This is a genomic window from Prochlorococcus marinus str. MIT 0912 (genome assembly GCF_027359595.1).
In the GTDB taxonomy this organism is placed as follows: Bacteria; Cyanobacteriota; Cyanobacteriia; order PCC-6307; family Cyanobiaceae; genus Prochlorococcus_B; species Prochlorococcus_B marinus_C.
In genome coordinates, this window is record NZ_CP114783.1 from 752,552 (window position 1) to 774,802 (window position 22,251).

Annotated in this window: 31 protein-coding genes and 1 tRNA gene; 16 read left to right on the forward strand and 16 right to left on the reverse strand. The window is 35.1% G+C overall.

Annotated features, from left to right (window positions below):
• Positions 1 to 20: 20 nt before the first annotated feature.
• Both O5640_RS04620 and O5640_RS04625 read right to left on the reverse strand, forming a co-directional pair.
• Positions 21 to 662: a hypothetical protein gene (locus O5640_RS04620; protein ID WP_269613491.1), complete on the reverse strand. Its 642-nt coding sequence runs from the start codon at positions 660 to 662 to the stop codon at positions 21 to 23.
• 47 nt (positions 663 to 709) lie between these two features.
• Positions 710 to 901 (reverse strand): hypothetical protein, encoded by a 192-nt coding sequence (locus tag O5640_RS04625; protein ID WP_269613492.1) that lies wholly within the window; start codon positions 899 to 901, stop codon positions 710 to 712.
• A 121-nt stretch (positions 902 to 1,022) separates the two neighbouring features.
• On the opposite strand from O5640_RS04625, the gene O5640_RS04630 reads away from it, so the two are divergent.
• Positions 1,023 to 1,910, forward strand: a complete 888-nt coding sequence (locus tag O5640_RS04630) for a tetratricopeptide repeat protein (protein WP_269613494.1) — start codon at positions 1,023 to 1,025, stop codon at positions 1,908 to 1,910.
• A gap of 65 nt (positions 1,911 to 1,975) precedes the next feature.
• Here the strand turns inward: O5640_RS04630 and O5640_RS04635 are convergent.
• Both O5640_RS04635 and O5640_RS04640 read right to left on the reverse strand, forming a co-directional pair.
• Positions 1,976 to 2,062: transfer RNA gene (locus O5640_RS04635), tRNA-Ser, on the reverse strand.
• Positions 2,063 to 2,135: 73 nt separating this feature from the next.
• Positions 2,136 to 3,161 carry an extracellular solute-binding protein gene (locus tag O5640_RS04640; RefSeq protein WP_269613496.1) on the reverse strand — a complete coding sequence of 342 codons (1,026 nt, stop codon included), beginning with the start codon at positions 3,159 to 3,161 and terminating at the stop codon, positions 2,136 to 2,138.
• Between the two features lie 148 nt (positions 3,162 to 3,309).
• Here O5640_RS04640 and O5640_RS04645 point away from each other — a divergent pair, with 148 nt between their 5' ends.
• Together O5640_RS04645 and O5640_RS04650 are read left to right on the forward strand one after the other, a co-directional pair.
• Positions 3,310 to 3,975 (forward strand): Fe2+-dependent dioxygenase, encoded by a 666-nt coding sequence (locus O5640_RS04645; protein WP_269613497.1) that lies wholly within the window; start codon positions 3,310 to 3,312, stop codon positions 3,973 to 3,975.
• 86 nt (positions 3,976 to 4,061) lie between these two features.
• Positions 4,062 to 4,307, forward strand: coding sequence for a hypothetical protein (locus tag O5640_RS04650; protein ID WP_269613498.1), 246 nt, complete (start codon positions 4,062 to 4,064; stop codon positions 4,305 to 4,307).
• Positions 4,308 to 4,415: 108 nt separating this feature from the next.
• On the opposite strand, the gene O5640_RS04655 is transcribed toward O5640_RS04650, so the two are convergent.
• Together O5640_RS04655 and glyQ are read right to left on the reverse strand one after the other, a co-directional pair.
• Positions 4,416 to 5,702: an iron uptake porin gene (locus O5640_RS04655; RefSeq protein ID WP_269613499.1), complete on the reverse strand. Its 1,287-nt coding sequence runs from the start codon at positions 5,700 to 5,702 to the stop codon at positions 4,416 to 4,418.
• 153 nt (positions 5,703 to 5,855) lie between these two features.
• Entirely contained in the window at positions 5,856 to 6,725 is an 870-nt protein-coding gene (gene glyQ, locus O5640_RS04660) for a glycine--tRNA ligase subunit alpha (protein WP_269613501.1), read from the reverse strand.
• Positions 6,726 to 6,999: 274 nt separating this feature from the next.
• Between glyQ and O5640_RS04665 the strand changes: the two genes are divergently transcribed.
• The 3 genes from O5640_RS04665 (at position 7,000) to O5640_RS04675 (ending at position 8,659) form a co-directional block, all read left to right on the forward strand.
• Entirely contained in the window at positions 7,000 to 7,233 is a 234-nt protein-coding gene (locus O5640_RS04665) for a DUF1651 domain-containing protein (protein WP_269613503.1), read from the forward strand.
• Between the two features lie 383 nt (positions 7,234 to 7,616).
• Positions 7,617 to 8,264, forward strand: coding sequence for a hypothetical protein (locus O5640_RS04670; protein ID WP_269613505.1), 648 nt, complete (start codon positions 7,617 to 7,619; stop codon positions 8,262 to 8,264).
• A 56-nt stretch (positions 8,265 to 8,320) separates the two neighbouring features.
• Positions 8,321 to 8,659, forward strand: coding sequence for a hypothetical protein (locus O5640_RS04675; protein ID WP_269613506.1), 339 nt, complete (start codon positions 8,321 to 8,323; stop codon positions 8,657 to 8,659).
• Between the two features lie 324 nt (positions 8,660 to 8,983).
• Here the strand turns inward: O5640_RS04675 and O5640_RS04680 are convergent, their stop codons facing one another.
• The 6 genes from O5640_RS04680 to O5640_RS04705 form a co-directional block, all read right to left on the reverse strand.
• Positions 8,984 to 9,154 (reverse strand): hypothetical protein, encoded by a 171-nt coding sequence (locus tag O5640_RS04680; protein ID WP_269613507.1) that lies wholly within the window; start codon positions 9,152 to 9,154, stop codon positions 8,984 to 8,986.
• A 92-nt stretch (positions 9,155 to 9,246) separates the two neighbouring features.
• Positions 9,247 to 9,402, reverse strand: a complete 156-nt coding sequence (locus O5640_RS04685) for a hypothetical protein (protein WP_269613508.1) — start codon at positions 9,400 to 9,402, stop codon at positions 9,247 to 9,249.
• A gap of 223 nt (positions 9,403 to 9,625) precedes the next feature.
• Positions 9,626 to 10,501, reverse strand: coding sequence for a hypothetical protein (locus O5640_RS04690; RefSeq protein ID WP_269613509.1), 876 nt, complete (start codon positions 10,499 to 10,501; stop codon positions 9,626 to 9,628).
• Positions 10,502 to 10,882: 381 nt separating this feature from the next.
• Positions 10,883 to 13,324: a DNA-directed RNA polymerase gene (locus tag O5640_RS04695; protein WP_269613510.1), complete on the reverse strand. Its 2,442-nt coding sequence runs from the start codon at positions 13,322 to 13,324 to the stop codon at positions 10,883 to 10,885.
• Positions 13,325 to 13,420: 96 nt separating this feature from the next.
• Positions 13,421 to 13,576, reverse strand: a complete 156-nt coding sequence (locus tag O5640_RS04700) for a hypothetical protein (RefSeq protein ID WP_269613511.1) — start codon at positions 13,574 to 13,576, stop codon at positions 13,421 to 13,423.
• 391 nt (positions 13,577 to 13,967) lie between these two features.
• Positions 13,968 to 15,521 (reverse strand): tyrosine-type recombinase/integrase, encoded by a 1,554-nt coding sequence (locus O5640_RS04705; RefSeq protein WP_269613512.1) that lies wholly within the window; start codon positions 15,519 to 15,521, stop codon positions 13,968 to 13,970.
• 718 nt (positions 15,522 to 16,239) lie between these two features.
• On the opposite strand from O5640_RS04705, the gene O5640_RS04710 reads away from it, so the two are divergent.
• The 6 genes from O5640_RS04710 (at position 16,240) to O5640_RS04735 (ending at position 18,694) form a co-directional block, all read left to right on the forward strand.
• Positions 16,240 to 16,788 (forward strand): hypothetical protein, encoded by a 549-nt coding sequence (locus tag O5640_RS04710; protein ID WP_269613513.1) that lies wholly within the window; start codon positions 16,240 to 16,242, stop codon positions 16,786 to 16,788.
• A gap of 220 nt (positions 16,789 to 17,008) precedes the next feature.
• Positions 17,009 to 17,170 carry a hypothetical protein gene (locus O5640_RS04715; protein ID WP_269613515.1) on the forward strand — a complete coding sequence of 54 codons (162 nt, stop codon included), beginning with the start codon at positions 17,009 to 17,011 and terminating at the stop codon, positions 17,168 to 17,170.
• Positions 17,167 to 17,487 carry a hypothetical protein gene (locus O5640_RS04720; RefSeq protein ID WP_269613516.1) on the forward strand — a complete coding sequence of 107 codons (321 nt, stop codon included), beginning with the start codon at positions 17,167 to 17,169 and terminating at the stop codon, positions 17,485 to 17,487. Before O5640_RS04715 ends, O5640_RS04720 begins: the two co-directional genes overlap by 4 nt.
• A gap of 2 nt (positions 17,488 to 17,489) precedes the next feature.
• Positions 17,490 to 17,831, forward strand: coding sequence for a hypothetical protein (locus tag O5640_RS04725; protein ID WP_269613517.1), 342 nt, complete (start codon positions 17,490 to 17,492; stop codon positions 17,829 to 17,831).
• Positions 17,832 to 17,940: 109 nt separating this feature from the next.
• Entirely contained in the window at positions 17,941 to 18,135 is a 195-nt protein-coding gene (locus O5640_RS04730) for a hypothetical protein (RefSeq protein ID WP_269613518.1), read from the forward strand.
• Between the two features lie 364 nt (positions 18,136 to 18,499).
• Entirely contained in the window at positions 18,500 to 18,694 is a 195-nt protein-coding gene (locus tag O5640_RS04735) for a hypothetical protein (protein ID WP_269613519.1), read from the forward strand.
• Positions 18,695 to 18,791: 97 nt separating this feature from the next.
• Here the strand turns inward: O5640_RS04735 and O5640_RS10830 are convergent, their stop codons facing one another.
• Positions 18,792 to 19,007 carry a DUF6737 family protein gene (locus O5640_RS10830; RefSeq protein ID WP_332299693.1) on the reverse strand — a complete coding sequence of 72 codons (216 nt, stop codon included), beginning with the start codon at positions 19,005 to 19,007 and terminating at the stop codon, positions 18,792 to 18,794.
• 44 nt (positions 19,008 to 19,051) lie between these two features.
• Positions 19,052 to 19,537 (reverse strand): hypothetical protein, encoded by a 486-nt coding sequence (locus O5640_RS04740; protein WP_269613520.1) that lies wholly within the window; start codon positions 19,535 to 19,537, stop codon positions 19,052 to 19,054.
• Between the two features lie 115 nt (positions 19,538 to 19,652).
• Between O5640_RS04740 and O5640_RS04745 the strand changes: the two genes are divergently transcribed.
• Together O5640_RS04745 and O5640_RS04750 are read left to right on the forward strand one after the other, a co-directional pair.
• The gene (locus O5640_RS04745) at positions 19,653 to 20,078 is read left to right on the forward strand and encodes a nuclear transport factor 2 family protein (RefSeq protein ID WP_269613521.1); all 426 of its coding nucleotides are present in this window, start codon (positions 19,653 to 19,655) and stop codon (positions 20,076 to 20,078) included.
• A gap of 275 nt (positions 20,079 to 20,353) precedes the next feature.
• Positions 20,354 to 20,710 (forward strand): hypothetical protein, encoded by a 357-nt coding sequence (locus O5640_RS04750; protein WP_269613522.1) that lies wholly within the window; start codon positions 20,354 to 20,356, stop codon positions 20,708 to 20,710.
• Between the two features lie 67 nt (positions 20,711 to 20,777).
• Here O5640_RS04750 and O5640_RS04755 read toward each other — a convergent pair whose 3' ends face one another.
• A complete protein-coding gene (locus tag O5640_RS04755) occupies positions 20,778 to 20,945 on the reverse strand; it encodes a hypothetical protein (RefSeq protein WP_269613524.1) in 168 nt (55 codons plus the stop codon).
• Positions 20,946 to 21,128: 183 nt separating this feature from the next.
• Here O5640_RS04755 and O5640_RS04760 point away from each other — a divergent pair, with 183 nt between their 5' ends.
• The gene (locus tag O5640_RS04760) at positions 21,129 to 21,329 is read left to right on the forward strand and encodes a hypothetical protein (RefSeq protein ID WP_011295138.1); all 201 of its coding nucleotides are present in this window, start codon (positions 21,129 to 21,131) and stop codon (positions 21,327 to 21,329) included.
• 99 nt (positions 21,330 to 21,428) lie between these two features.
• A complete protein-coding gene (locus O5640_RS04765) occupies positions 21,429 to 21,704 on the forward strand; it encodes a hypothetical protein (RefSeq protein ID WP_269613526.1) in 276 nt (91 codons plus the stop codon).
• Positions 21,705 to 21,752: 48 nt separating this feature from the next.
• On the opposite strand, the gene O5640_RS04770 is transcribed toward O5640_RS04765, so the two are convergent.
• Entirely contained in the window at positions 21,753 to 22,208 is a 456-nt protein-coding gene (locus tag O5640_RS04770) for a peroxiredoxin (protein ID WP_011294875.1), read from the reverse strand.
• Positions 22,209 to 22,251 lie beyond the last annotated feature (43 nt).

Below are 22,251 nucleotides of genomic sequence, written 5' to 3' on the forward strand. Positions count from 1 at the left end.
AATATCAAACTTATTAATAATCAATAATATTTCTCTGACCTTCTAATAGCTTTGATAGAACCTTTATAATCTCCGATTTTATATTTTGAATCACTAAGAAGCTCAAGTTTTTTTATCACCTCCTCTTTTCTTTTATCACTAATTACTTTTTTATAATCTGAAATTAAATCATATTTACTTCTACGTATTTTTGAACCTTTAATTAGGGCATTATAGTTGGATCCTAGATCAATTCCAACAAAAGTGCCTAACAAAATATTTCTGTAATCTATTTTAGTATTATTTAATCCTAATGATTGATCAATTTCTAATAATCGAATTTTTTTTGCTTGCCTTTTATCCTCTATTGCGCCATGGTAATCTCCATTTTTATATCTAGAATTACTTCTTCCACTAAATGAAATATCTTTAGATCTTTTATGAATAATATCTATTTCAGCTTCAAAAGAAATTGACCTTGAGAAGTCATCTATAGCGGATAGATTATCTCCCAGTTTATCACTTAAAAAAGCACAATTTAAATATGCCAAAGCAATTTCATCTTTACTTTCAAGAAGATCAATATTCCTTTTAATGGATTTAATGGCCCAATCATACTCATTTAAATCAATCAAGTTAATTGCTTCATCATAAAAAGATAAAGACTCCTCTAATTTTTTCAAATCATTTCTTAATCCTCTTGATTTTAATCACATTTAAGAAAATCAGCTTAAATGTCTTCAAGAAAATATGTAAGAGGGAAGTAACTTCTAATCAATACGGAGAAGGTGTTTGTCGATTTGTTTTCAAGATAGACGATGAAGGCATAGAGAGGAACAATCAATCGAGATCGGAGGGAAAATCCAACAACATTTTGTTTCTGCCAATTAAGTCCGTTCTCAATCCATAAGAATAAAGTCATGACAATGCCTTCCAAGAAATCTAACAACAAATCAATCTTCCATATTCAATCTATGAAAACATTAAAGATATATACAAAAAACAATTTCGGTATTATTCTCAAATGAAATATTTATTAAACAATGAAAACTAAAAACTTATATGCTTTTCTAATTTCATTTTTAATTATACCTTTTTCTTCAAATTTAGGCATCACTTTTTTCTCTCTATCAAGTGATATTGCATTATTAACAAAAGAGGTAAAAGCAACCAATTGGAATACATACAAATTAAACTTTGAAAATGGTTATAGAATGCTTAATAAAGGTGAATATGAAAAAGCAATAGAATATTTCAACAAGGCGATTAAACAGTACTCAAGAGAAGGAGCAGCGTACTACAACAGGGGCAATGCATATAGTGAACTAGGAAAAAGTGAAGAAGCGATTAAAGACTATCTAAAGTCAATTGAATTAGATAGCGAGACAGGGAATCAATATGCTTATAATAATATTTCAATAGAATATGATGCATTAGGAGACTACAAAAATGCTATTAAATATATTAATTTAGCAATAAAAGCATATCCAAAAGATGGACTATACTTTATGAATCGAGGTTCATATAATTTAGAATTAGAAAATTTCGACCAAGCAGTAAAAGACTATGAGAAAGCAGGTGAACTGTATTTAAAATATAAAAATAGAACAAGTGGGTATGCAGAATGCCCAAAGAATAAGAATTTAGTTCATTGCCAAATGGATTCCTGGTACTATTACGATCTTGGTTGGGCAAAAGAAAATCTAGACGATCTAAAAGGAGCACTTGATAATTATAATAAAGCAATTAAAATAAATTTTCCTACTGAAGAAAAATATTTTTGGTTTAGTAGTCGTGGGGATATTAAATATGAAATTGGAGACGAAGAAGGTGCTTGCAAAGATTACAAATTAGCAGCGTCTTTAGGAGATGAAGAAAGAAGTGAATGGTTAAATTCACGAGATGGTAAGTGGTGCAAAAAAATGAATTAAGGAAGAGAATACTTTAATTATTTCACTAAATTCTTTTTTAAGTTATTGAGTTCATATAAAAAAAGCGGAGAGGGTGGGATTCGAACCCACGGATAGTTTTATCTATCAAACGATTTCGAGTCGTTCGCTTTCGACCACTCAGCCACCTCTCCATTCAAATAAGTTTAAGGCAAGCTTCTATTTTCTCTTAAGAATAAACAGAATTAAAAACTAATTCTTAATTCCTCAATCCCAACCTGCCTTTCTCATAAGATTAATTGCTTTTTTATTATTTGCTCCTAATTGATCAATTGTCACGCTGTCAGGAGTAAATTCTCCAAACTGTGTCACTTCATCCGTTGTATTAAAACCAACTAAAGGATGTTCAAATGTTGGGCCAGCTAATCCACTACTCCCATTAGGAGAAGCAAGATACTCAAGGAGCTGAATAGCTTCTTCTTTATTTTCAGCATATTTGGCAATGCCACCTGCACTAACATTTACATGAGCAGGATTGGGAATAAGAACTTTTACTTTTTTAGCCAACCTTTGATCTTTTCTTCCATTAACACCTGCGAGCATCCTTGAAACATAGTAGTGATTAACTATCCCTACACCACACTTACCTTGAGCCACAGCTCTAATAACTCCGATATCTCCAGGGAAAAAAGGCTGAGAAATATTTGAAATCATACCTTTTAACCATTCTTTAGTTTTTGCTTCTCCTTTATTGACAATTTGATTGGCAACTAAAGATTGATTGTATGGACTACTCCTTTTTCTCACACAAACAAAACCCTTCAAAGAAGGGTTGGCAAGATCTGAATAATCTTTGATTAAATTAACATCAACTTTTTTAGGATTAGCGACCATAACCCTCACCCTTCTAGTTAAGGCATACCACCTTGCTTGAGGATCTCGATATGCGACGGGAACATTTTTATCTAATTGATCTGATCTATATGACTGAAGAAGACCACTTTTTGCAGCATTACTAATTCGGGCTGCATCAACAAGAAGAATGACATCAGCTTTAGAATTTGCACCTTCCCTTTTCAATCTTTCAACTAGAGAAATTCCTGTAGCCTCAATTAATCGAATTTTTATCCCAGTCTCTTCGGCAAATTTTTTGTATATCTGCTTATCTGTATTGTAATGTCTGCCTGAATAAATCCTTACTTCTCTATCAGAAGCCTTTACATGATTAAAACTTGAAGAAGCTAATATAGTTCCTGCTATTACTGAAGTAAAAAGACGCTTAATTAAATTCATTAATCTATCTAGGGAAGGGATTAATATCTTTCCCTAGACTAGACAAGAAGACACAGCTAAATACAGCTTCGCAACTTTGATACGTACTAAGGTATAAATTGATATCTTGTTGATACTTTAGGATAGTTATTTAATCTAGATAATAAACATGGAATATTTAATTCATTCGCTAATCGATCAATCAGAAGCTCTTCAAATAGTTAATAACCTCAAGGCAGAGAAATCATCATGGCAAGATGGCAAAAAAACTGCAGGAAGCCATGCCGCAAAAATCAAATCAAATTTTCAATTAGATAAAAATTCCAAATTATCAATTGAGCTTAGAGATCTTATTGTTAATAAAATAATTTCAAATCCGCTTCTAAAAAGTTTTACATTACCAAGTCTTATCCATGGAGTCATGTTTACTCAATCACTAGTTGGACATAGCTATGGGTCACATATTGATAATCCTTATATGCCCTCAGGAAGAAGTGATTTATCTTTTACGTTATTTCTAAACGCGCCAGAAGATTACAGAGGTGGTGAATTATGTATTCAGACGATCAATAAAACTGAAAAAATCAAACTATCTGCAGGAGAGATGATCATTTATCCCAGTACACAACTACATTCGGTTGCTGAAGTCAAAGATGGTGAACGTCATGTATGTGTAGGCTGGATTCAAAGCTATGTACAAAACAATGACGATAGGAATTTCTTATTCGGACTTGATGCTGGAGCAAAAGGACTACTCGCAAAACATGGAAGATCCGAGGAACTGGATTTAGTTTTCCAGGCATACAGTAATCTCCTAAGAAGATTAGGAGATTAAACCGATCACTTTATACAGTAAGAGGTAAAAAAAGAACTTCCCTTAGAAGGTTTGACCTACCAAAATAAACACAAATCAAACATGGCATGCCAAGTAAAACACCTATCGGAATATTCCTTGCTGCAGCAGCTGCTTTAGCGACTAACGCAATTATTCCTGACAATTCAAGAGCTGGGGAAAAACATGGTGATCTGGGTGGGTTAAAGGAATGGACTACAGATCAAGAAGTAGACGAGGATGGAAAACTTGATGAAGCAGCTCAAAAAGCTGCTGATAAAGCTAAAAAAGCTGATATTTGCATTCCTATTGGAGAGGGAGAAAATTGCTGGTAAAAGGCTTAAAATATATAAAAAGCCCGTTTAATGGGCTTTTTTATTGCACATAAATAAACACAAAAAAACGCCCCAAGAGGGGCGTTTTAAAAAGTCCTAACTAAGAATTTAGAACCTGAATTCAGTTAGAAGAACTGCACCATTTACATCCTGGTTTGCAGCACCAGTATCTGATCCACCGAAGATCGCAGGGGTAACACTTACACCATCATTAACTTTAAATGTGTAATAAGCTTCCCAACGTGTGTTGTCTTCTTCAGGATCTTCAGTGACTGATCCACCACTTTTCACAGAAGTTGCAGCCTGTGCTGAACCAAAAGCGACACCGGCTCTGTTCCCATCGATGAATAAGTCTTTCCAACCAAGACCTACCATCCATCCTGCAGTGTCTTCAGCCTCACCAGCTGTTGCTTCATCGTAAGAAGCAAAATCATAACCAACTTGAACTTCAGGAATAGCTCCTGTTTCTTGTGGCCTCCAATAACCTCTTAGGCCATAAGCAGTCATATCTCCACCAGTACATGTTGTGTCAGTGGTTTTACCATTGTCACCAACCATAGCTGTATGGAAGTAGGCGTCATATCCATTGCAACTAGCTGTCGGTGCACTTTTGTTAGCCATTGCCGCAGAAACCTGCCAAGTAGGTGAGCCGTACTCAACCTTAGTTAACAAGAAACTTCTTGAATCATCATTGGACAAACCACTTGTAGAACTTGCTCCATCTTTAGAAGTGTAATTAGCACTTATAGCAAATCTTGCTTCAGAAGGATCTTCGACATTTTGTGTCCATGCAATTCCAAATCCAGGACTTGTACTAGAACCATATGCTGAACCATTACCACCTAACGCAAACTGCTTTGTTACTGGCTTATAAATAGATGGAGCACTAGCTAGCATGTAGTAGTTCTCAATCCTTGGTCCAACCCAAACTTGTAAAGAATCTCCTACAGGGAATTGATACCAAAGCTTATCAACTTTAAGAACACTACCGTTTCCATTAGCTGCACTTAAGTAAGTACCTTGACCTTTGTCTTTGAAATGATCAGATACGTTACCAGTCTTAATACGTGTATAAAGATTGTCTTCACCAGTGAAACTTGTATTCAGATTTAACTGATACATGTATTCCATAGTGATCTCATCTGTATTAGTCTCTGCATCATCATCAACGTAACCAGTGATAAAAGCAGCCTTTCCACTCATCTTTGTAGATGAAGAGAACTGACCAGCCATGATTTCGCCGAGTTGTGCTTCAACGCCATCAACACGAGCTTGAATGACTTCAGACCTAAGATCTGATTCGTTAGATACCGGAGTAACATCGGCATTTGCTGCTAATGGTGCCATTAGGCCTAAAGCAGCAGGAGCTACCAGCAAACGCTGAAAAAGCTTCATTGTGTCCTCACACAAATATGTCAATTTAATATTAGTGTATTCATTAAGACATTCCAGAGGCAGAACCCATGAAAGTATCTTTTTATACGCGGCTGGATATTAAACGAACTATTTTTTACTTAAAAAGCCAAACATATTAATTTGTATTAATAACTAATTTGAACAAAGAGGGAACCCTAAGACCTTTCGTTCTTCCAACCAAGCTTCAGCAACTTTACGAGCCAAAGATCTAATTCTTGCAATAATTTTAGTTCTTTCAGTAACAGATATAACTCCTCTTGCTTCTAATAAATTAAATGTATGGCTACATTTCAGAACATAATCAAGGCATGGAGAAGGTAGCTTTTTAGCAATTAGTTGATGAGCTTCATCCTCGTAAATCTCAAAAAGCTTCCTTAAATTAGCTGGATTAGATTCTTCAAAATTATACTTGCATTGACCTTTTTCGAAAGGAAGCCAAATATCCCCATATTTAGTCTTTTTATTCCAGGAAAGATCCCAAATACTTTCAACATTTTGTAGATACATTGCCAATCTCTCCAAGCCATAAGTGATCTCAATTGAAACAGGCTTGCAATCAAGACCTCCACATTGTTGAAAATAAGTAAATTGGGTAACTTCCATCCCATCAAGCCAAACTTCCCAACCCACTCCCCATGCGCCTAAAGTTGGAGATTCCCAATTATCTTCAACGAATCTAATATCGTGGTCCTTAGCTGAAATCCCCAAGGCTTCAAGAGAAGATAAATAAATTTCTTGTATTGCGTCTAAAGAGGGCTTGATAAGAACTTGATATTGAAAATAATGCTGTGCTCTATTTGGATTGTCTCCATACCTACCATCAGTCGGACGTCGACAGGGCTCTGGGTAAGCGACAGCCCAAGGCTCAGGACCTATCGCTCTTAAAAAAGAATGAGGGCTCATCGTCCCTGCGCCCTTCTCCAAATCATATGGCTGAAGCAGCAAACAACCTTTCTCACTCCAGAAATTATTGAGGCTAGAAATTATGTCCTGAAAATACACTATACAGTCCTCCCAATGTTTTTGAAGCTCAGATTTAGGAGAACAAGGGGAGAACAGCGATTCAAAACAAACTTAGGAGAACAGATGTGCAATGTGTCAAAAGAACAGAAGGAGAACGAAATCGCGTTTTTCAATTTGTTCTCCCTTTTCTTTCACTCAACTAATCCTATCTATTTGTGTAATCAATGACACGCAAATATCCATGAACAATCAAACAGATCGATCCACATTGAGTCATTAATTTATTAGTATATATGTACTACCGTGTTCTCTGATGAAGCGTGATGGTTGGATTAAAGAAGCAAATGGAAGATGGATATTAAGGTTTCGCTACGATTGGGAGAGCTGGGAACAGAATCCGAAGGTATTAATAGATAGAGGAAGGTTGATGTCTAATGGTATTCCCTTACTTAAATCAAGAAAGAGAATGAGAAGAAACCTAGCGATTGTTTTATGGAAGGATCTATTAGCGTCTGGTTGGAAGCGCGTTAATCCTCAATGGGAATAGCGCTAATCTGTGTCCAAAAACCTGCATAACTGCTTATATGACAGTTACGCAAACCATAAATCACCCTATCAAAACGTAGTTATAGCTTAATCGGGTTATAAAAGAGTTTCAAATGAGCGCTGTTAGGACACGAAATGGACAGAACTGGACACGAATTGGACACAAAAAAGGACATCAAACACCCTATATATGAATCTGAACACCCCACTATGGGGACATCTGCGTCGCTGCTTATACGATATAAGGGTTCAGAGATTTATAATATTATTTTTTTGGAATTTTTTTAGAGGGTAACCAATTCAGCACATAACTAATAGTACAACTGTTCTTCTTTTGACGAGCTCGTCCAAAACTGCTAGAACTTTATCAGTCACTTTAATGTCTTGACTTCATCAGCAATAGAAACTCCTCAATACGTAGACGATTACTCCATTGATGAATTGGAGAGCGTGGATTTAAACAGCGCTACTACAAAAGGATTACCAGCTAGTCAAATTCGTTTCGTAAAGACAAGAGTGCTGAGTGCTAATGAAGCGCTAGCGACAGCGGGTAATGCTATATACGCAGCAGCAAAAGCGCTGGTAGAAATTAAGAAGGATGTAAAGAAAAAGAATTGGGTAGCACTTACAGACTCAGGTGCTTTGAAGATGAGCGGTAGAAACGCAAGAGATCTAGCAAACGCTTATGAAACTTGGTTGTCCGCTTCAGACATCCCAGAAGATGCACTATCTCAAGTATCAGCAAGAACGCTAGCGAAGATAGGCAAAGCAGAAGCAGGACAGAGAGTACACGCAATCAATAAGATCAAGAAAGGTGATGGATTCTCTGAAGGTGATCTCAACAAGATTCTTAAGAAGAGAAGCAAAGTAACAGTAACTATGGAAGAACTACTAGCTAAAGCAGAGCTAGTATCTAAGAAGACAAGCGATGAAGATAAGATCGGTAGATTTACAGACATCATGCTAGAAAATATAAAACTCAAAGCAAAGGTAGTTGAGCTAGAAGCACAGTTAGCAAAAGCTAAAGCTTGATGAGAGTGGGTTAGTACCCATTCGGATATAACTTCTCACACCTACAACTAAATACCATGTCATACTCTTCTCGTGATCGAGATAAGAAAGTAGAGAGCAGTATTCCTAATTGGGTTGTATATGCTTTGCTCGGTGCAGTTACGTTTCTAATAGTTAATTCAATACATACAGCGCTTCTAACCTTCATTGTGTCTGGAGCAGTAATGCTGTTTATCTGGAGTTATATGTCTAAACCTGTAGCAGAGATACAACCTATGAAGGAAGAGAATAGAGATCAGATGAGTCTATTCACTAAGAACAAAATCAATAGACATACATTCAATAAGAATACAGAAACAAATCCTCAGCGTAAAAGATTCTTGAGATCTATAGACGATATAGATAACGCAGCGTAAAAGATTAAGGGAGAGATTAAAACCATATGGAGAGCTAATACCACTTAGTAGGTTTTGGGACACCCATCCCTCTCTCCCTTAACACATACTTCTCGTGCCGTCCATATCCCGAAGGACTTAGGACGCGGCTTTTTTAATGTCTGAGGATCTTTTAACGTCTTAACCTCATTGGACGAGCTACGCATTAATTAATCTTTCCCCGAAGCGGCTAAAGCGAGGGAGCTGCTAAGACAACAGTCGCAAACACGAGCAAGCGGCTAAAGCTTGCGAGTTATCCGAGCGAACGGAGTGAGCGAGAGCGCTTAACCAAAAGAGGTTAAGACGTTAAAAGTCATCCATACCTATATCTCTAAGTGTCTTCTCGTATTCATATAAAGAGACACCCATTGTATTAGCTCTGATCATTCTTATCTGCTGATCTGATAGATCCGCTTTAAGACTGAATGCTTCCTTTACTTTTTCCCTGTCTTTCTTTGTCATTGTTCTTTCTGTCAAATACCTCATCTATTAGTTTCTTGTATTGATCGGAACTCATACCCATGTCAAACGCTCTAACGTCTCTCATGGTTTGTTCTACATAATCCATGTTATTCATGAGCGCTTATAAGTAGAGATTGCTTTGTATAGGGTTTATTTGCAAAGAGATGTCTATCATCTCTAGGAGCTTTAGCTTTTAGGTATTGATTCAAGTGCTTAGCAGGTGCAGCGCTGCTAATCTTAAGTGACTTGGTAGTGTATTTCATTGTTTGTGCAAATTAAAATGTTAATTTATTGAGGTTTACATATCCACTCTTCAAGCATCGCTTGTGCGTAGGGATGATTGCGCGCGCTTTGGTGTCTTGATATCTGTCTGTAAGCAGACTCGGTAATCTTCCCTTCTGTCCAAAAGCGGATGTTGTCTGTATGTGGAACTGTCTCTCTATGTTGAGAATGATTCATATACTTATTGGGTGGGTGGTGCAGTAATTAGTTAGTAGTTAGTTCTTTTGTTGGTTGCGATGCTATATGTGCAATGTTCCATAGATCAGACTGTGCTTCTTTAAGTATTGAGATAATCTTTTGATCCTTCCATACTTCACGATCTAACTGCTTAGCAAGAGACACAAGTTCTCTAGCTATAGATTCCTGAGTTACTTCTTTAACCTCAGTAGATTCAATGGTAATTGCTTCTTGATTGTCTGGGACTAGATGAAGTTGAGATAATGGATTCTTCTTTCTACCTCTTGTCTCTTTTGTGTTTAGTGGGTATTCCTTTTTAAGTTGCTCTAATGCTTTGTACGTTAAAGGTTTACCTATAAAGGAATCAGTCTTTGAATCCCATTGCTTTGTGTCTTCCTGATACCTCATCGCTTTAGCGATACCTTGATCAGTCATACCGCTAAGAAGGTATTGAGAAGAGATAGGTAGAGTTAAGACAAACTCATAGATCTTAGCGATCCTTTGGTTAACTCCATACTTTCTACCTTTATATAATCCCTCTTGTAACCGCTTTTGGAATTCTGCAGCGGCTATAAGTTTATAGACATTACTTGGTTTAAATCCTCTTTCCTTTAATCCTTCTATCAACTGTTTTCTTAAGCGCTTAGCTCTGTAGTTGAATTGGTTATATGTTTCATCTGCTGTCAGTTTGTCTGTGTAGTTAAACCAGTTAACAGCAAACTCTAATGCTAATGATCCATACCTAATCTCTAGTTCTGTTGTCTTCTGTTTGAATTCCTCCAAACCTTTTAAGACTTCAGGACGTACAGTATCAAAGATGTTATGTAGATCAGTTTCATATCTGAAATCATTATCACCTAGATCATTCTTAGGGGTAAATGTATTAATTAAATCGGATGTCATTTATTCAACGTTGAATAGTTTAATGCTTTGCTTGTGGTGTATATAGTCTTGATCTTGTATGTATAAGTAGTTCTGTCGTCTGTTAAGACGGCAATCCCCTTAGTACATACTGTTAAACCTTGATCTTGTAGAGGTGAACCGACGCTGTTCATTTCGTCAGTTAACAGTCTGAGAATTATGGATCTACCTTGAATCCCTTTGCATATAATTCAAGTTCCTAGAGCTCTCAGCAACCAAGTCAAACTATTCCTAACTGGTTTTAGTATTGACTTCATTTATTTAGACAGGGTATCAACCTGTAAAAGCAGCGCTTCACGCTTCTTTCTCTATTAGACTGTCTAGTTAGTCGCTGAGATCCCAGTAAATACGTTAGAGAATATATTAATTGAACATATAAGTAGAGTTTAGAACCTCTTCTAACACCCCTGTACCCTGCTCTAAGCGTGGTAGTTGCTCCTCTGTGACTCCTAAGTCATCCGCTAAGCGCGCTAATGGATCACCGCTGCATACATTATGAAACCCATGTCTGATTCTCTTCTTAGCTAGATCTAAATCATTAGGTAGAACTTTAAAACAATCATGCACTACTACTAAAGGTTTACTCCAATCTTGGAAAGCAGACTTAAGAACACAAGAGTCATAGCTATGTACAAAATCAGGAGCTAGACTTGTCTTCATTCTGTTGTATGCAGGTTCTTTAATCTCTGTTAGTGGGATAGTGATCTTACCTAGATATGTTGAAGTGATTCTCTTAGTTACTTGCTCAACCTTTAATAAGTTGATTGAGTCAAGGTTAGGAGTATTCCAAGTAAATGAGGTATTACCATTCTTCTGTGCTATCCGATATAAATCTTTAATCCAGTCAAGCGCTTCAAACGCATCTGGGAATACTTGCTTACTTGCTTCTCTAAGTATTGAACAAATATCTGATACCGCTTGATAATCAATCTTGTTAGGGAATAAACCTTGAGCTATGAAATATTCTTTTATCTCTCTTCTATTAGTCTGAAGCGTTGCTCCATAGATAACTTTCATCAGGATGATCTTACCTAATGCTCTGTCTTCTAAGTAATCCGCTAACCATCTATGACTGTGAGATCGGTAAGCAATGTGTCTAGCAATCTTTAATACCTCTTTGTATGCGTCTCTAGGTGGATCGTTTATATCCTTAGGTGCAAATAGATTAGAAAATTCCATACCCTTAGGATCGCGTCTCATAGCGCTTAGAAGTTGCAACCCTGAGCTAGTAGCATCTGCTCCTATTGGGACATCCCATAAAGGTTTCTGCTTAGTTAATACAACTTGATTCCATTCCAGAGCGAGTTGTAGAAATTGCCACGGTTTATCTGCTTGACTCCATTCATCTATTAAACCTAAAGGAGTATTAGCTATTGCTTGTAAGAGTTCTTTATTCTGATAAGTCCATTTACTTCTATCTTCATAGTTAACTTTACTTCCTATGAATGCTTCCCCTACTGCTTGCGCTGCATATTCTTCACCGCTTTTATCTAACTTGCATCCATCTGAGAAGGTTATAAGAGAGCGCTCAAAGTCTGAAGAATCCTCATGTAGAAATGATTGTTGAGGATACATCCTACCTCTGTAATCGCAGCTCCAACTTAAATAGAAGCGCGATTCACTCATGAACTGCTTAGCAACAGTAAGAGCTAGTCTTGTATTCCTACTCTTAGCGATTGCTTCTCTATGCGCTACATGTATTTGATGAGTTTCATCTACCCATGCTTTTCTAAGTGGATCGCTTTTATCTTTGCTTGATAGATAGGAAGGCATTCTTTCATGCAATCTAGGATGATCAAAGACAGCATTAAAAGAACCGATAGTGTAACCCTTTTCTAAGCAGCGGTAAGCAAGATTGAAGACAGTATGATCTACATTCCAAGCAGTTCTACTTAGTGTGTTGAGTAGATTAATTGCATCAGTTCCAAACTTAGTATCTGAATAGAAACTCCTACATAGATTTAAGTTTGTTCTAAACCATTCTTGGTAATATCCTCCTGAGTTGTTATGTCTTGATGCTCCTGTTTGCGACTCCCATTCTTTAGGAATATCAATTAGTGGATACTTAAATACTTCTCTTTCTTCTAATGCTGTTTGATATTTGATTGACTGTGCTTTGACTTGCTCGCTTAGTCGGTAGTAAGTCTGTTGTTTCTTACCTGTTCTAAGTGGATATGATTCAACGATTCCAAATGATTCAGCAACGTGTAAGACAAACGCTCCAACATGAAATCTATCGCTGTCTTTCCAGTCTTGGAATAGTTCTTCTTTACTCCAGTCATGCTTATTAGTAAGCAACTTCTGTGCTGTCTGTTTCGCTCCCTGTCGTCTGTAACTGGGTGTTGAACCCTTTGTGTTGTTCTGCTTGTGTATCGCTGCTACAACCTCGTCTGGAGCGCGCTGATAGTAGAACTCATTACGCATCTCATCTTCTAGTCTTCTCCCTATCTTCTTGAATCCTTCCTGTACTTTTGGTTTACTACCTTCACATGTATAGAAAGAATCGAAGATAGTAATTAGTGAGATATAAGAAACTAAATCAGGATCAACTAAGTATTCAAATAATTCTTGCATCTTCCTGAAACCTAAGGAGAGCGCGCTAGTTGTTGCTCTTCCTCTTGCTTTCTTACCTGTTGCTTTTACTAACTCTTGTCCAAAGGGTTGAACATATTGTCTAACAAAGTCATTAGCAAATCCTGTGCTTGAACCGTAGTTCTTATCTTGTGCTTGTCTTAAATCCTTTCTTAATTTATCTGTCGCTAATCTACTTAGCGTTATCTCATGATTTACTTGTCTGTTATTCATACGATTAAATTACCTTATATTTATTGATATGGAATAGTGTCTTGCGTTATCAATGACAATTAAAAACCCCGCTTATGACAGCAGGGTTAGAGTTTATTAAAAGACAAATGCTGAGATAATAGCAGTAGCACTTAGATAGAAGAGAGTCATAGTTGCTTTCTCTTGTGCTTGAAGTCGCTTGTCTAATCCCTCAGCGGTTTTAAGTAGCTCAGGTTTGAGCATTTTAGATAAGACACGAGTTGATGAAGTCATTTGAAGTGAGTGTGTGAATGAGTTCCAAGCGCGAAGCTTGGGAATACGAGCAATTAGTGGATGAACTAAAACCAGAGCTGTCTCTTACTCGTTTGAATTGGATGTATTAACCTTCTTTCCTAAACCTTTTGCTTAATCTCAGAGCGTATCGGTGAGTTAAGCATTACTAATATAGCATATAAACATTGAAAAAGCACCCATTACTGAGTGCTTAGGGAGTTATTCGATTGTGGTGAATGATCTAGACGTTAGTTACCGTAATAAGAATGACTTGAAGTGCGATGAGAGTGAAAAGAGTAACCATTAATCCTCACATTAAATGGGTTCAATTAAATAAAAGCGTGATTGTGTCCACATTGCTAACCAATATATTCAGATTGCTAAGTGTCTACTACTTAATCTTAAGCGGATTAGATTTATTTTTACTTTGCTTCAGTGATTCCTTCGGTTTATCAGAGAGTTTAGTTCCATCTAAAGCTAACTTATCCCAATCATCTACATTCTCTAAAGACATTATTACTTTCTTTTCTTTCTTCTTACCTATTGTTCTAGATACTGCTTCTGCTGTTCTCTTCCTTACATCAGAGCGATCATAGTGACGTTGCAACATCTCTAAGCTATGTCCTGTGATCTTCTTAATTAAGTAGATGTCTTTACCTTCATCAATCTGATTAGTTATGTAAGAGGAGCGCAAAGAGTAGAGAGTGTATTTCTTATCTGATCTAACAGGAGATAATACTAAAGATAAGTTAGTTCTAAGATCACTCCAAGCTAGAGAGAACTGTGAATAGGGATAAGGTTTATCAGTATGAGGATTGAAGAATACATAATCTTTTGGAGTTACCTTTCTCAATCCCACTTGTCTTCTATATTCATTAACGTGTCTTCTCCATCTGCTTAGGAATTCTGTACAGTTGCAAGGTATATCACGTGTTTCTCCTGTCTTGGAATAACGAATAAAGAGATTAGTGATAACGATATCTATATACTTCCCTGTCGCTGCATTCATATTGAATGAATCCTGTATCTCTATATCCTCCCAACGTAATCCTCCTTTAAGAACTCTTTTAATTACGTATGATCCATCACTCTGTGCTTCTCTTATCTTCTCTTCTTTCCCTACTAATTCACTAGGACGAGCACCAGTATTGTATAAGACAAGAATTAGTGTTCTGAATAATTCTCTCCAATAGTGATTCCTTCTCCAGTTATTAGTTTTAGTTTCCTCCTTTACTGCTTCATCACTCCATTGCTTTAAGTAACGATGAACATGTCCCCATTGATCTAAAGGTATTGGTGGGTTTGCATCTAATTCATCTTTCCTTTGTTTAATGATTTCAAAGGTAGGTTTTAGATCTATGTACTCCTTATCGTTTAGATATTTAAACCATTCAGCAAGATGAACTATATCTCTCTTAACTGTTGAATCCTTTGGAATTATGGTTTTACCTCTTGAGTTAGGGATTAGTTTGAACCCTTCATTCTTTCTCCATCTACTGAAACTCTCAAAGGTATCTCTCTTTATCTGATCTACATATGTGATCTTCTTCTCTTTGGTTATAAAGAGTATTCCAGCATTCTGAAGTGAACTAACCTTAGCTCTAAGAGTAGTTAAAGCCATACTCCCTGCTCTATTCCGCTCTTCATTCAAAAGTATCCATTCCTTAATTAGATCAACTACCTTATACCTTCTTACTGGTACACCCTCTTCATCTATATCTCCCTGAAATGCTAAATATAAATCCTCTGCTTTAAGTATTGCTCTCTTCTCATCGAGTTCATCTAAGCATCTAACTATATACTTACTACCCTTCGCTTTATTGTTTACTCGATACTTGAAATACCAAGAAGTTGGACGCCCTTCAAACATATATATCTTGCATCTACCACCCAAGACATCGCGGGCTAAAGGTGCACCATTTTCATCTCGTGCTACCTTGCTCATATAGATGAGGGAGAACTGATCTAGTTATACTATACCTAATAGGAGAACAAAGGGAGAACAACGTTTGAGATCCCTTGCTATGACTGTGTTATGTACTGCTGTCCTGAAAGTACATTAGTGTTGATATGACTGGAGTTAGAGGTAATCAGCTTAACTTGGCAGGGCTTACAACAAAGAAGTAACTCCAGTACCCCTCGTTTTCAAATAGCTCAACCAAGAAAATCAGTTAGATTCTAAATCAACTATCGAGCATTTAAAGCTGAGTATTTAGATGAGGACAAACCTAAAAATAAGTATATTTACTCATTAGAGAAAAAAGAAAAATGCATTTACATAGCCAGAGAAACAGAAGCAAGTGTAATTAGCTTGTTAGCTGGAATTATAGTTTGTAATTACATACTTTTTTTTAAAAATTGATATACATAAGAATTAACATCAATAGTAATTCTTATGTAATAAAGTTTTAAAAATCTATTTACAAAAAATAAAGAATTAAATTATTATCAATTAGAAAAACTTTCTGCTAAATCAAAAATATTTAAGCAAAATCAAATATTGTGCAGCCAAGAACAAAAAGATAGTACATTAGTATCCATTGTTCCGATTCGTCACAAGGCGTATATTAAATGCGTATTTAGCTAAACCCATGGAATTATCGCCCACGGAGGTGGTTGACTTAGCGAATATTCCGCTCAACAGCGAAGTCACCAAGGGGCTGGTGCCCGCACAAGTAGAGTACGTCAAAGAATCTGTCGCAGAAATAAACGAAGAACTGAGCTGCGTTGGGCAATCACTAAGAGCCGTGGCGGCCAACCTCTCCGACATAAAGAGCAACATCAAGCCTGGGAACTGGAGAGCCTTCTTGAAGTCAGGAGCGATCAACTGCTCAGAACGTTTTGCTATTGACCTCGTAAGTGCATACACAAACTGGTTAGGTGGCTCTGATATAGACGACAACATGCTTGCTTCACTAACGCCCAGATCGTTAGCATTGATGGGAAGCAAAGGCGTGACTGACAAGGAGCGGCAAAAGGTATTTGATGCCGTTGGGAACGGCGAAAGAATGACAGAAGCGACTGTAAGAATCCTGGTGAAAGGGAACAAGAAAAAAGCCAGCAAAGCCTCACAAAAAAGTGAAAGTGAAAAGATTAAATCACTGAAAGAAAAGATCGAGACTTACAAAAAAGTCATTAATAACCTTCAAGATGAAAATAAAAAACTTAGTAAATTACTATCAAATAGAGAAAAAATTGAGTCCCTTGTCTAGGAAGTGTTACAAGAAAGCAAACCTCCACTACTATTATTAAAAATGAAAAGCACCAACTTTAGCTCTGGGATCTCTAAACAAATTAAATCTAAAAATGAAGAGACCCACAACTTAGAGAAAGGAATTAATAAGGCATTACTAGAGAAATATAAGCCAAAAGTTCTGTACAAAATAGAGAACTCGAACAAAAAGAAAGTACAAAGGAGAGTAGCTTAAGATTATGAATAAGAATTCAAAGTCTAGGAATGGATTAATCCATTTATACAACCCCAAGAAAGAGGGGTTAGGATCTTACGACGTACACTATATAAATGCCTACAAAAAAGAAAAATGTTTAAAAAATAATCTAAATAAACTTGATAATGAGAGGTATGCAGCATGATTCCATTTATCAGAAGTCTTTCAGAGCTAATGGCTATTACAGAGTCAAGAGAGAGCCAAAGGCATGTCTCTCAATACAATGAGAGCTACAGCTCGCAAATAGATAGTGGACAAAGAAAACGATACATAAAGTCTCTTAACAAGAAAGAAGTAGACCTGCCTGATTTACCTAAAAGAATACGGCGTAAATGGATGCAAAATAAAAAATCTTTATCAAGATTCATTGATGATTTAGATTATAATAATCAAATACAATCTTCCTATGATCTCACCTTAATAGAAAGACAAAATAAGAGAACTCAACAGGATGTCGCCTAATTATGAAAAAGATTAAAATAAATCAGGTTATAGAGTATTTATCCCCGACATTGGTTTTCTCATATTTTTTTATTCATAATATTTTTCTAGTACTGATTGGTATTACATTTTCATTGTATTCAATAAATATTAATATGATTAATAATCTAAAAAAATCTATGAATAAAAATTTTGGTATAAAAAATGAATCCAAAGATTCTAATAAAAATAATAAAGAAAACAATTCAAATGCTATTAATATAAAATCTACCAAAGAAGAAACCAAGCTTACATTAGTTGAAGAAATAGAAGAATTTGGATTTATACCATCAATAGATAAGAAAAATAATTCTAATGCAGCATAATGTATTTTTAATATATAAATATATTTCCTAAATAGTTCTCCTTACAAAGCCTTTTATCTCTTTACAAACAAGTTAATAAAAGTTAGTCTAGTATACATGCAAAAAGTAAATGCAAGTGGATCCAAAAAGAGTAGAGGATTTATTAGTTAAAGGTTTATCTCATATTTTAAAAAGAACAGTAGAGGTCGGCCCGAGGGATCAATTAGCAATTGCACAAGAGTATAAAGAATGGATAAATTGCATATCTGCTAGTGATTTCTCAGAGCAAGAGATTCTAGTAATAGATAAGTTTACATTTACCTAGAATCTATATTTTATTCTGATTATAAATTCTATAAATATATAGTATATCTATATATTTATAACTAAATCATCCTTTAAAAGCATATTTGTATTTACTTTTAGATATTATTTTCACTAATTTGTAATAAAATTATATGTATAAATTAATCAAATTCCCAAGTTAATTTTAAGCAATCAAGGGGAAAAATTGACATTAATTGGTACTAATGTACTATAAGAAGGCGTTTCGATCGTATCGAAAAATCTCGATTTTCTTTCACCCACTCTTACGAAATCATTTAATTTACTGAGCATGATTAATGAAACAGTCTACAGAGGTAGGGCGATCTTCTCATATTTAATCAACCAATCAACTGGAGTATCTAATGGAATCTTCAAGCACTTCAAGCTGGGAATCGACAAAGAGCCTAAAGCTTTCAAGCGGACTAGAAATTGGAAGAGAAGCACCTATAACAAGCTCCACAAGAGAGTTAGTTGAATTTTACTGGACAAATCGGAAGCGATTTTCAGGAGGTTACTTAGGCTTCCCTTCAAAAATAAATAGTGATCAGGAGAAATAAAGACTGAACTTAAAATTTCCTTTTTTTTGTTTTTCGATCTAAGTAGATAATTTATTATTAAGGCTATTACAAAAAACAAATTAATAAATAATGGTTATCATTTATCATTATTTACTTGATACGAATTCGGAGCAAGTATTAAAAATACTATCCACCAAACAAGAATAAAAAAAGCTAAAATAGAAGTTATTATAGTGTTATTTAAAAGTTTAAAACTGAAAATAAGAACTAAAACTCCAAAGCTAATAATTGACCAAGGTTGACACCAATTAGGCTTTGAATCCCAAAAACTTTTTTTTGCATTTGTATCCATGAAAGAAACTTAAGAAATGATTAAAGCTATCCAATACTAACGGCTTACCAAGGCTTATCTTCTTCAACAGGCTTATCTTCTTCAACAAGTTTATCTTCCTCAACAGGTTTATCTTCTTCAACAGGTTTATCTTCCTCAACAGGTTTATCTTCTTCAACAGGTTTATCTTCCTCAACAGGTTTATCTTCTTCAACAGGTTTATCTTCTTCAACAGGTTTATCTTCTTCAACAGGTTTATCTTCTTCAACAGGTTTATCTTCTTCAACAGGTTTATCTTCTTCAACAGGTTTATCTTCTTCAATCGGTTTAATTTCAACTATATTGTCGATTGAAGAAGAGGAGTCGCTGCTTGTAAAAATCTGAGAAACCTCCTTAACCGAATCAGACTCGGAGTCCTTAAGTAAAAATTTCAAAACATATCCAAGAGAGACAAACAAAGCTATTGGGAGGACAAGTCCTAAAAGCAATTTATAGAGGATTATTCCTATACCTAGGACACCAATAGAAATAAGAATGTTCTTCTTGTTCATATGAGTTAATTGAATAGGTTCTAAATCTAAGCTATTTCTGAGTTATCTACATCACATTCCTTTAACGCGATGTCTATTTAAATAATCTAAATTACAACTATTAACATTAAATTAAATGCTCATCAAAGAGAAAGAATTAAAAAAATTCTTCAATTTATCTTATGGAGAGAAAGCTCCATCTAGGGAAGAATGGGAGTCCTTATACAATAAGCAAGTTAAATTTATAGATCCTACCCAAGAAAAAAATGGAATTGATGCATATATCAAAGCCCAAGATGGATTAATCAAAAGATGTGATGATATTTATCTAGAATCACACTCAATTGCCATCAATAAGAATATTGCTTTTGTTGAATGGACAATGGGGTTAAAAATAAAAGGTCTCGAATTTTTATACGATGGGACAACCAGATTGATATTTGATGAAGAAGGTAAGGTTAAAGAACATAGAGATTATTTTGATTTTTGTTCTGGAACATTTGGAAATGTCCCAGTCATAGGGGCATTTCTTAGATGGTTATATTCAAGATTTGTTGATTAAAATAATTATTATTTTTAAAAATTATAGAGAAATTTCCAATCATTTCTCTTGCTTTGATTATCTTTCATAAGAGTTTGCTTTATTCCCTAACCAGAATCTAAGCATTTTCATTTTTTGCTTTCGTTTGAGAAACTATAAAAGAACTAGTAAATTTAGCTAATCGCAATCCAAGCAAAAATAATATTTAGTCATTTTCTAAATTTTGTTTGATTATTTGGTTGTTTACCTAATTAATTTTTTTAGTAGCTATAACACAAGTGGACTGAAAGGATCAAATGGGAAAATTAGTTGATTTAATCAAGGAAACCTACGACCATAAAGCTTGTTTAGAGATTGCCAGTAGTGGATGTTCTGAAGGAGCATGCACAAGACATAACTATCAAGCTGACACTCTCTTGCTCTATATGAGTTACTCAGATGAGATTATCAAATACACATCAGAAAGACTCGGCTACTCTTTCCTTTCTAATCTTGCAAGAGACTTTGGTTCACCACTAAAAGACAATCAAGTTAAAGATAATTTCTCATGGCAAGAAGTAGTATCGGCTTGTCCTAATAAGGATGACTACAAACATGCCCTTGTATGGAAATTTATAGAATTAGTCGCCAAAGAGAAAAGTTTAGAAAGATAAGCCAGTATGGAAATTAATTGGTAATAAATTCTCTATTAGTTGAGGATTTACCCTACAAGTAACTTAATTATCGAAAAAGATCAATTACAGGTCTCATCCAAAGAGGTTGAAAAATAAAATAAATTAGAACGAAGAAGAATATTGCACCTATTATTCCATAAAATTGAACCTCTATTTCTTCCCAAATCTCTTCTATCCAAATAAAGAAAGATTTATTTCTACTGTCTCTTTCCATTGAACATTAGATTAGAAACGTAGTCTATATGAACAATAAAAAGTTTCAAAATAATATTTATTAAATGCCTTAGATTTCTCCATATTTATATTCAATAGATAAATTGAATATAAAATCATGGACCAAAAGACTCGGCAGAATGGATTTTTAAGTAAATTAACTAAATAATATAAAAAAAGAAAATTGAAAAATAGCCCTTCTATTGAAGAAATTGTTTCAGTAACTCTTAGCTGTACCTTAATTAGGATGACTGAAATAAATAAAATAGATAGATCAGTTCTTTATCAAGAGTTCAAAGAATGGATTTTAAATTCTGGAGAGAATGAAGAGAGCCAGGAAATCCTGTGCCTGAGGTACTTAAAAAATGATAGAAAGACTAATTAGTTTAACTTATAATTATTATTTGATTATCTTGCAAAAAAAAAGAGTATTAAAATCCTCATTCATGCTTAAATAGCGCTAATATAAAAAAAATCTAAAGAAATGTTTAGTTCAATATTTTCATTGTTTTTCTCCACTCTCCTTTGGGTTCAAGTACCTCAATGGAGTGATAATTGGTCAAAATGCGCCGTGGACGTCCCCGACACGGCATGTCATTGGTACATTGTTTCTCCAGATAATACTTTTGGGAAAGGCTTTGATTGGGCAACAGCTCCTTGGTTTGATGCAAACGGATTAAATGACGTTGCAAAAATCTCTTCTGAAACTGTATTAGAAAAACTACAAGCAAAAAAAGTTAGCAGTAAACTAATATCTTGATTATTTTTAGATAATTACTACGACAAAACTACTCAACAATTTTAAAAATTAATTTCTTATCTCGCCTAATACTCTAAGTGCCTCATTAACATGAGCAGGACCATTTAAAAGATCATTAAAAATATGCCTAATAACACCTTTTGAATCAATAATATAAGTTACTCGACCATCAAGTAAACCAAGAACTTTAGGAACTCCAAAAGCTCTTCTCAGAGAATTTTCTGTGTCACACAATAATGGAAATGGAAGTTTATTTTTGTCTGCAAAAGATCTATGACTTGCTTCATCATCACCACTTACCCCCCAAACTTCAGCACCAAACAGTTTAAAAAGATCGTATTTATCTCTAAAGCCGCAATTTTCAGCCGTACAACCAGGTGTATCATCTTTGGGATAAAAAAATAGAACCAGTGGCCTGCCTTTTGCTTGCTTATTCGTCCTAGAAACTCCTAGTTGATCAGAGAGTGAGAAATCAGGTATTTGATCACCTAACTTTAAAGGCATTTGCATCCTAAAATATATGAAAAATATTATATAAAAAATTAGG

What these genes read in the sequence shown, in the direction of transcription:
- O5640_RS04730 (WP_269613518.1), top strand. Translation starts at nt 17,941, where the DNA reads ATGCAAGTGGATCCAAAAAGAGTAGAGGATTTATTAGTTAAAGGTTTA.
- O5640_RS04630 (WP_269613494.1), top strand. Translation starts at nt 1,023, where the DNA reads ATGAAAACTAAAAACTTATATGCTTTTCTAATTTCATTTTTAATTATA.
- O5640_RS04690 (WP_269613509.1), bottom strand. Translation starts at nt 10,501, where the DNA reads ATGACATCCGATTTAATTAATACATTTACCCCTAAGAATGATCTAGGT.
- O5640_RS04715 (WP_269613515.1), top strand. Translation starts at nt 17,009, where the DNA reads ATGAATAAGAATTCAAAGTCTAGGAATGGATTAATCCATTTATACAAC.
- O5640_RS10830 (WP_332299693.1), bottom strand. Translation starts at nt 19,007, where the DNA reads ATGGATACAAATGCAAAAAAAAGTTTTTGGGATTCAAAGCCTAATTGG.
- O5640_RS04655 (WP_269613499.1), bottom strand. Translation starts at nt 5,702, where the DNA reads ATGAAGCTTTTTCAGCGTTTGCTGGTAGCTCCTGCTGCTTTAGGCCTA.
- O5640_RS04685 (WP_269613508.1), bottom strand. Translation starts at nt 9,402, where the DNA reads ATGAAATACACTACCAAGTCACTTAAGATTAGCAGCGCTGCACCTGCT.
- O5640_RS04700 (WP_269613511.1), bottom strand. Translation starts at nt 13,576, where the DNA reads ATGACTTCATCAACTCGTGTCTTATCTAAAATGCTCAAACCTGAGCTA.
- O5640_RS04740 (WP_269613520.1), bottom strand. Translation starts at nt 19,537, where the DNA reads ATGAACAAGAAGAACATTCTTATTTCTATTGGTGTCCTAGGTATAGGA.
- O5640_RS04720 (WP_269613516.1), top strand. Translation starts at nt 17,167, where the DNA reads ATGATTCCATTTATCAGAAGTCTTTCAGAGCTAATGGCTATTACAGAG.
- O5640_RS04745 (WP_269613521.1), top strand. Translation starts at nt 19,653, where the DNA reads ATGCTCATCAAAGAGAAAGAATTAAAAAAATTCTTCAATTTATCTTAT.
- O5640_RS04755 (WP_269613524.1), bottom strand. Translation starts at nt 20,945, where the DNA reads ATGGAAAGAGACAGTAGAAATAAATCTTTCTTTATTTGGATAGAAGAG.
- O5640_RS04640 (WP_269613496.1), bottom strand. Translation starts at nt 3,161, where the DNA reads ATGAATTTAATTAAGCGTCTTTTTACTTCAGTAATAGCAGGAACTATA.
- O5640_RS04625 (WP_269613492.1), bottom strand. Translation starts at nt 901, where the DNA reads ATGACTTTATTCTTATGGATTGAGAACGGACTTAATTGGCAGAAACAA.
- O5640_RS04675 (WP_269613506.1), top strand. Translation starts at nt 8,321, where the DNA reads ATGTCATACTCTTCTCGTGATCGAGATAAGAAAGTAGAGAGCAGTATT.
- O5640_RS04750 (WP_269613522.1), top strand. Translation starts at nt 20,354, where the DNA reads ATGGGAAAATTAGTTGATTTAATCAAGGAAACCTACGACCATAAAGCT.
- O5640_RS04725 (WP_269613517.1), top strand. Translation starts at nt 17,490, where the DNA reads ATGAAAAAGATTAAAATAAATCAGGTTATAGAGTATTTATCCCCGACA.
- O5640_RS04650 (WP_269613498.1), top strand. Translation starts at nt 4,062, where the DNA reads ATGCCAAGTAAAACACCTATCGGAATATTCCTTGCTGCAGCAGCTGCT.
- O5640_RS04735 (WP_269613519.1), top strand. Translation starts at nt 18,500, where the DNA reads ATGGAATCTTCAAGCACTTCAAGCTGGGAATCGACAAAGAGCCTAAAG.
- O5640_RS04770 (WP_011294875.1), bottom strand. Translation starts at nt 22,208, where the DNA reads ATGCCTTTAAAGTTAGGTGATCAAATACCTGATTTCTCACTCTCTGAT.
- O5640_RS04705 (WP_269613512.1), bottom strand. Translation starts at nt 15,521, where the DNA reads ATGAGCAAGGTAGCACGAGATGAAAATGGTGCACCTTTAGCCCGCGAT.
- O5640_RS04665 (WP_269613503.1), top strand. Translation starts at nt 7,000, where the DNA reads ATGAAGCGTGATGGTTGGATTAAAGAAGCAAATGGAAGATGGATATTA.
- O5640_RS04695 (WP_269613510.1), bottom strand. Translation starts at nt 13,324, where the DNA reads ATGAATAACAGACAAGTAAATCATGAGATAACGCTAAGTAGATTAGCG.
- O5640_RS04765 (WP_269613526.1), top strand. Translation starts at nt 21,429, where the DNA reads ATGTTTAGTTCAATATTTTCATTGTTTTTCTCCACTCTCCTTTGGGTT.
- O5640_RS04645 (WP_269613497.1), top strand. Translation starts at nt 3,310, where the DNA reads ATGGAATATTTAATTCATTCGCTAATCGATCAATCAGAAGCTCTTCAA.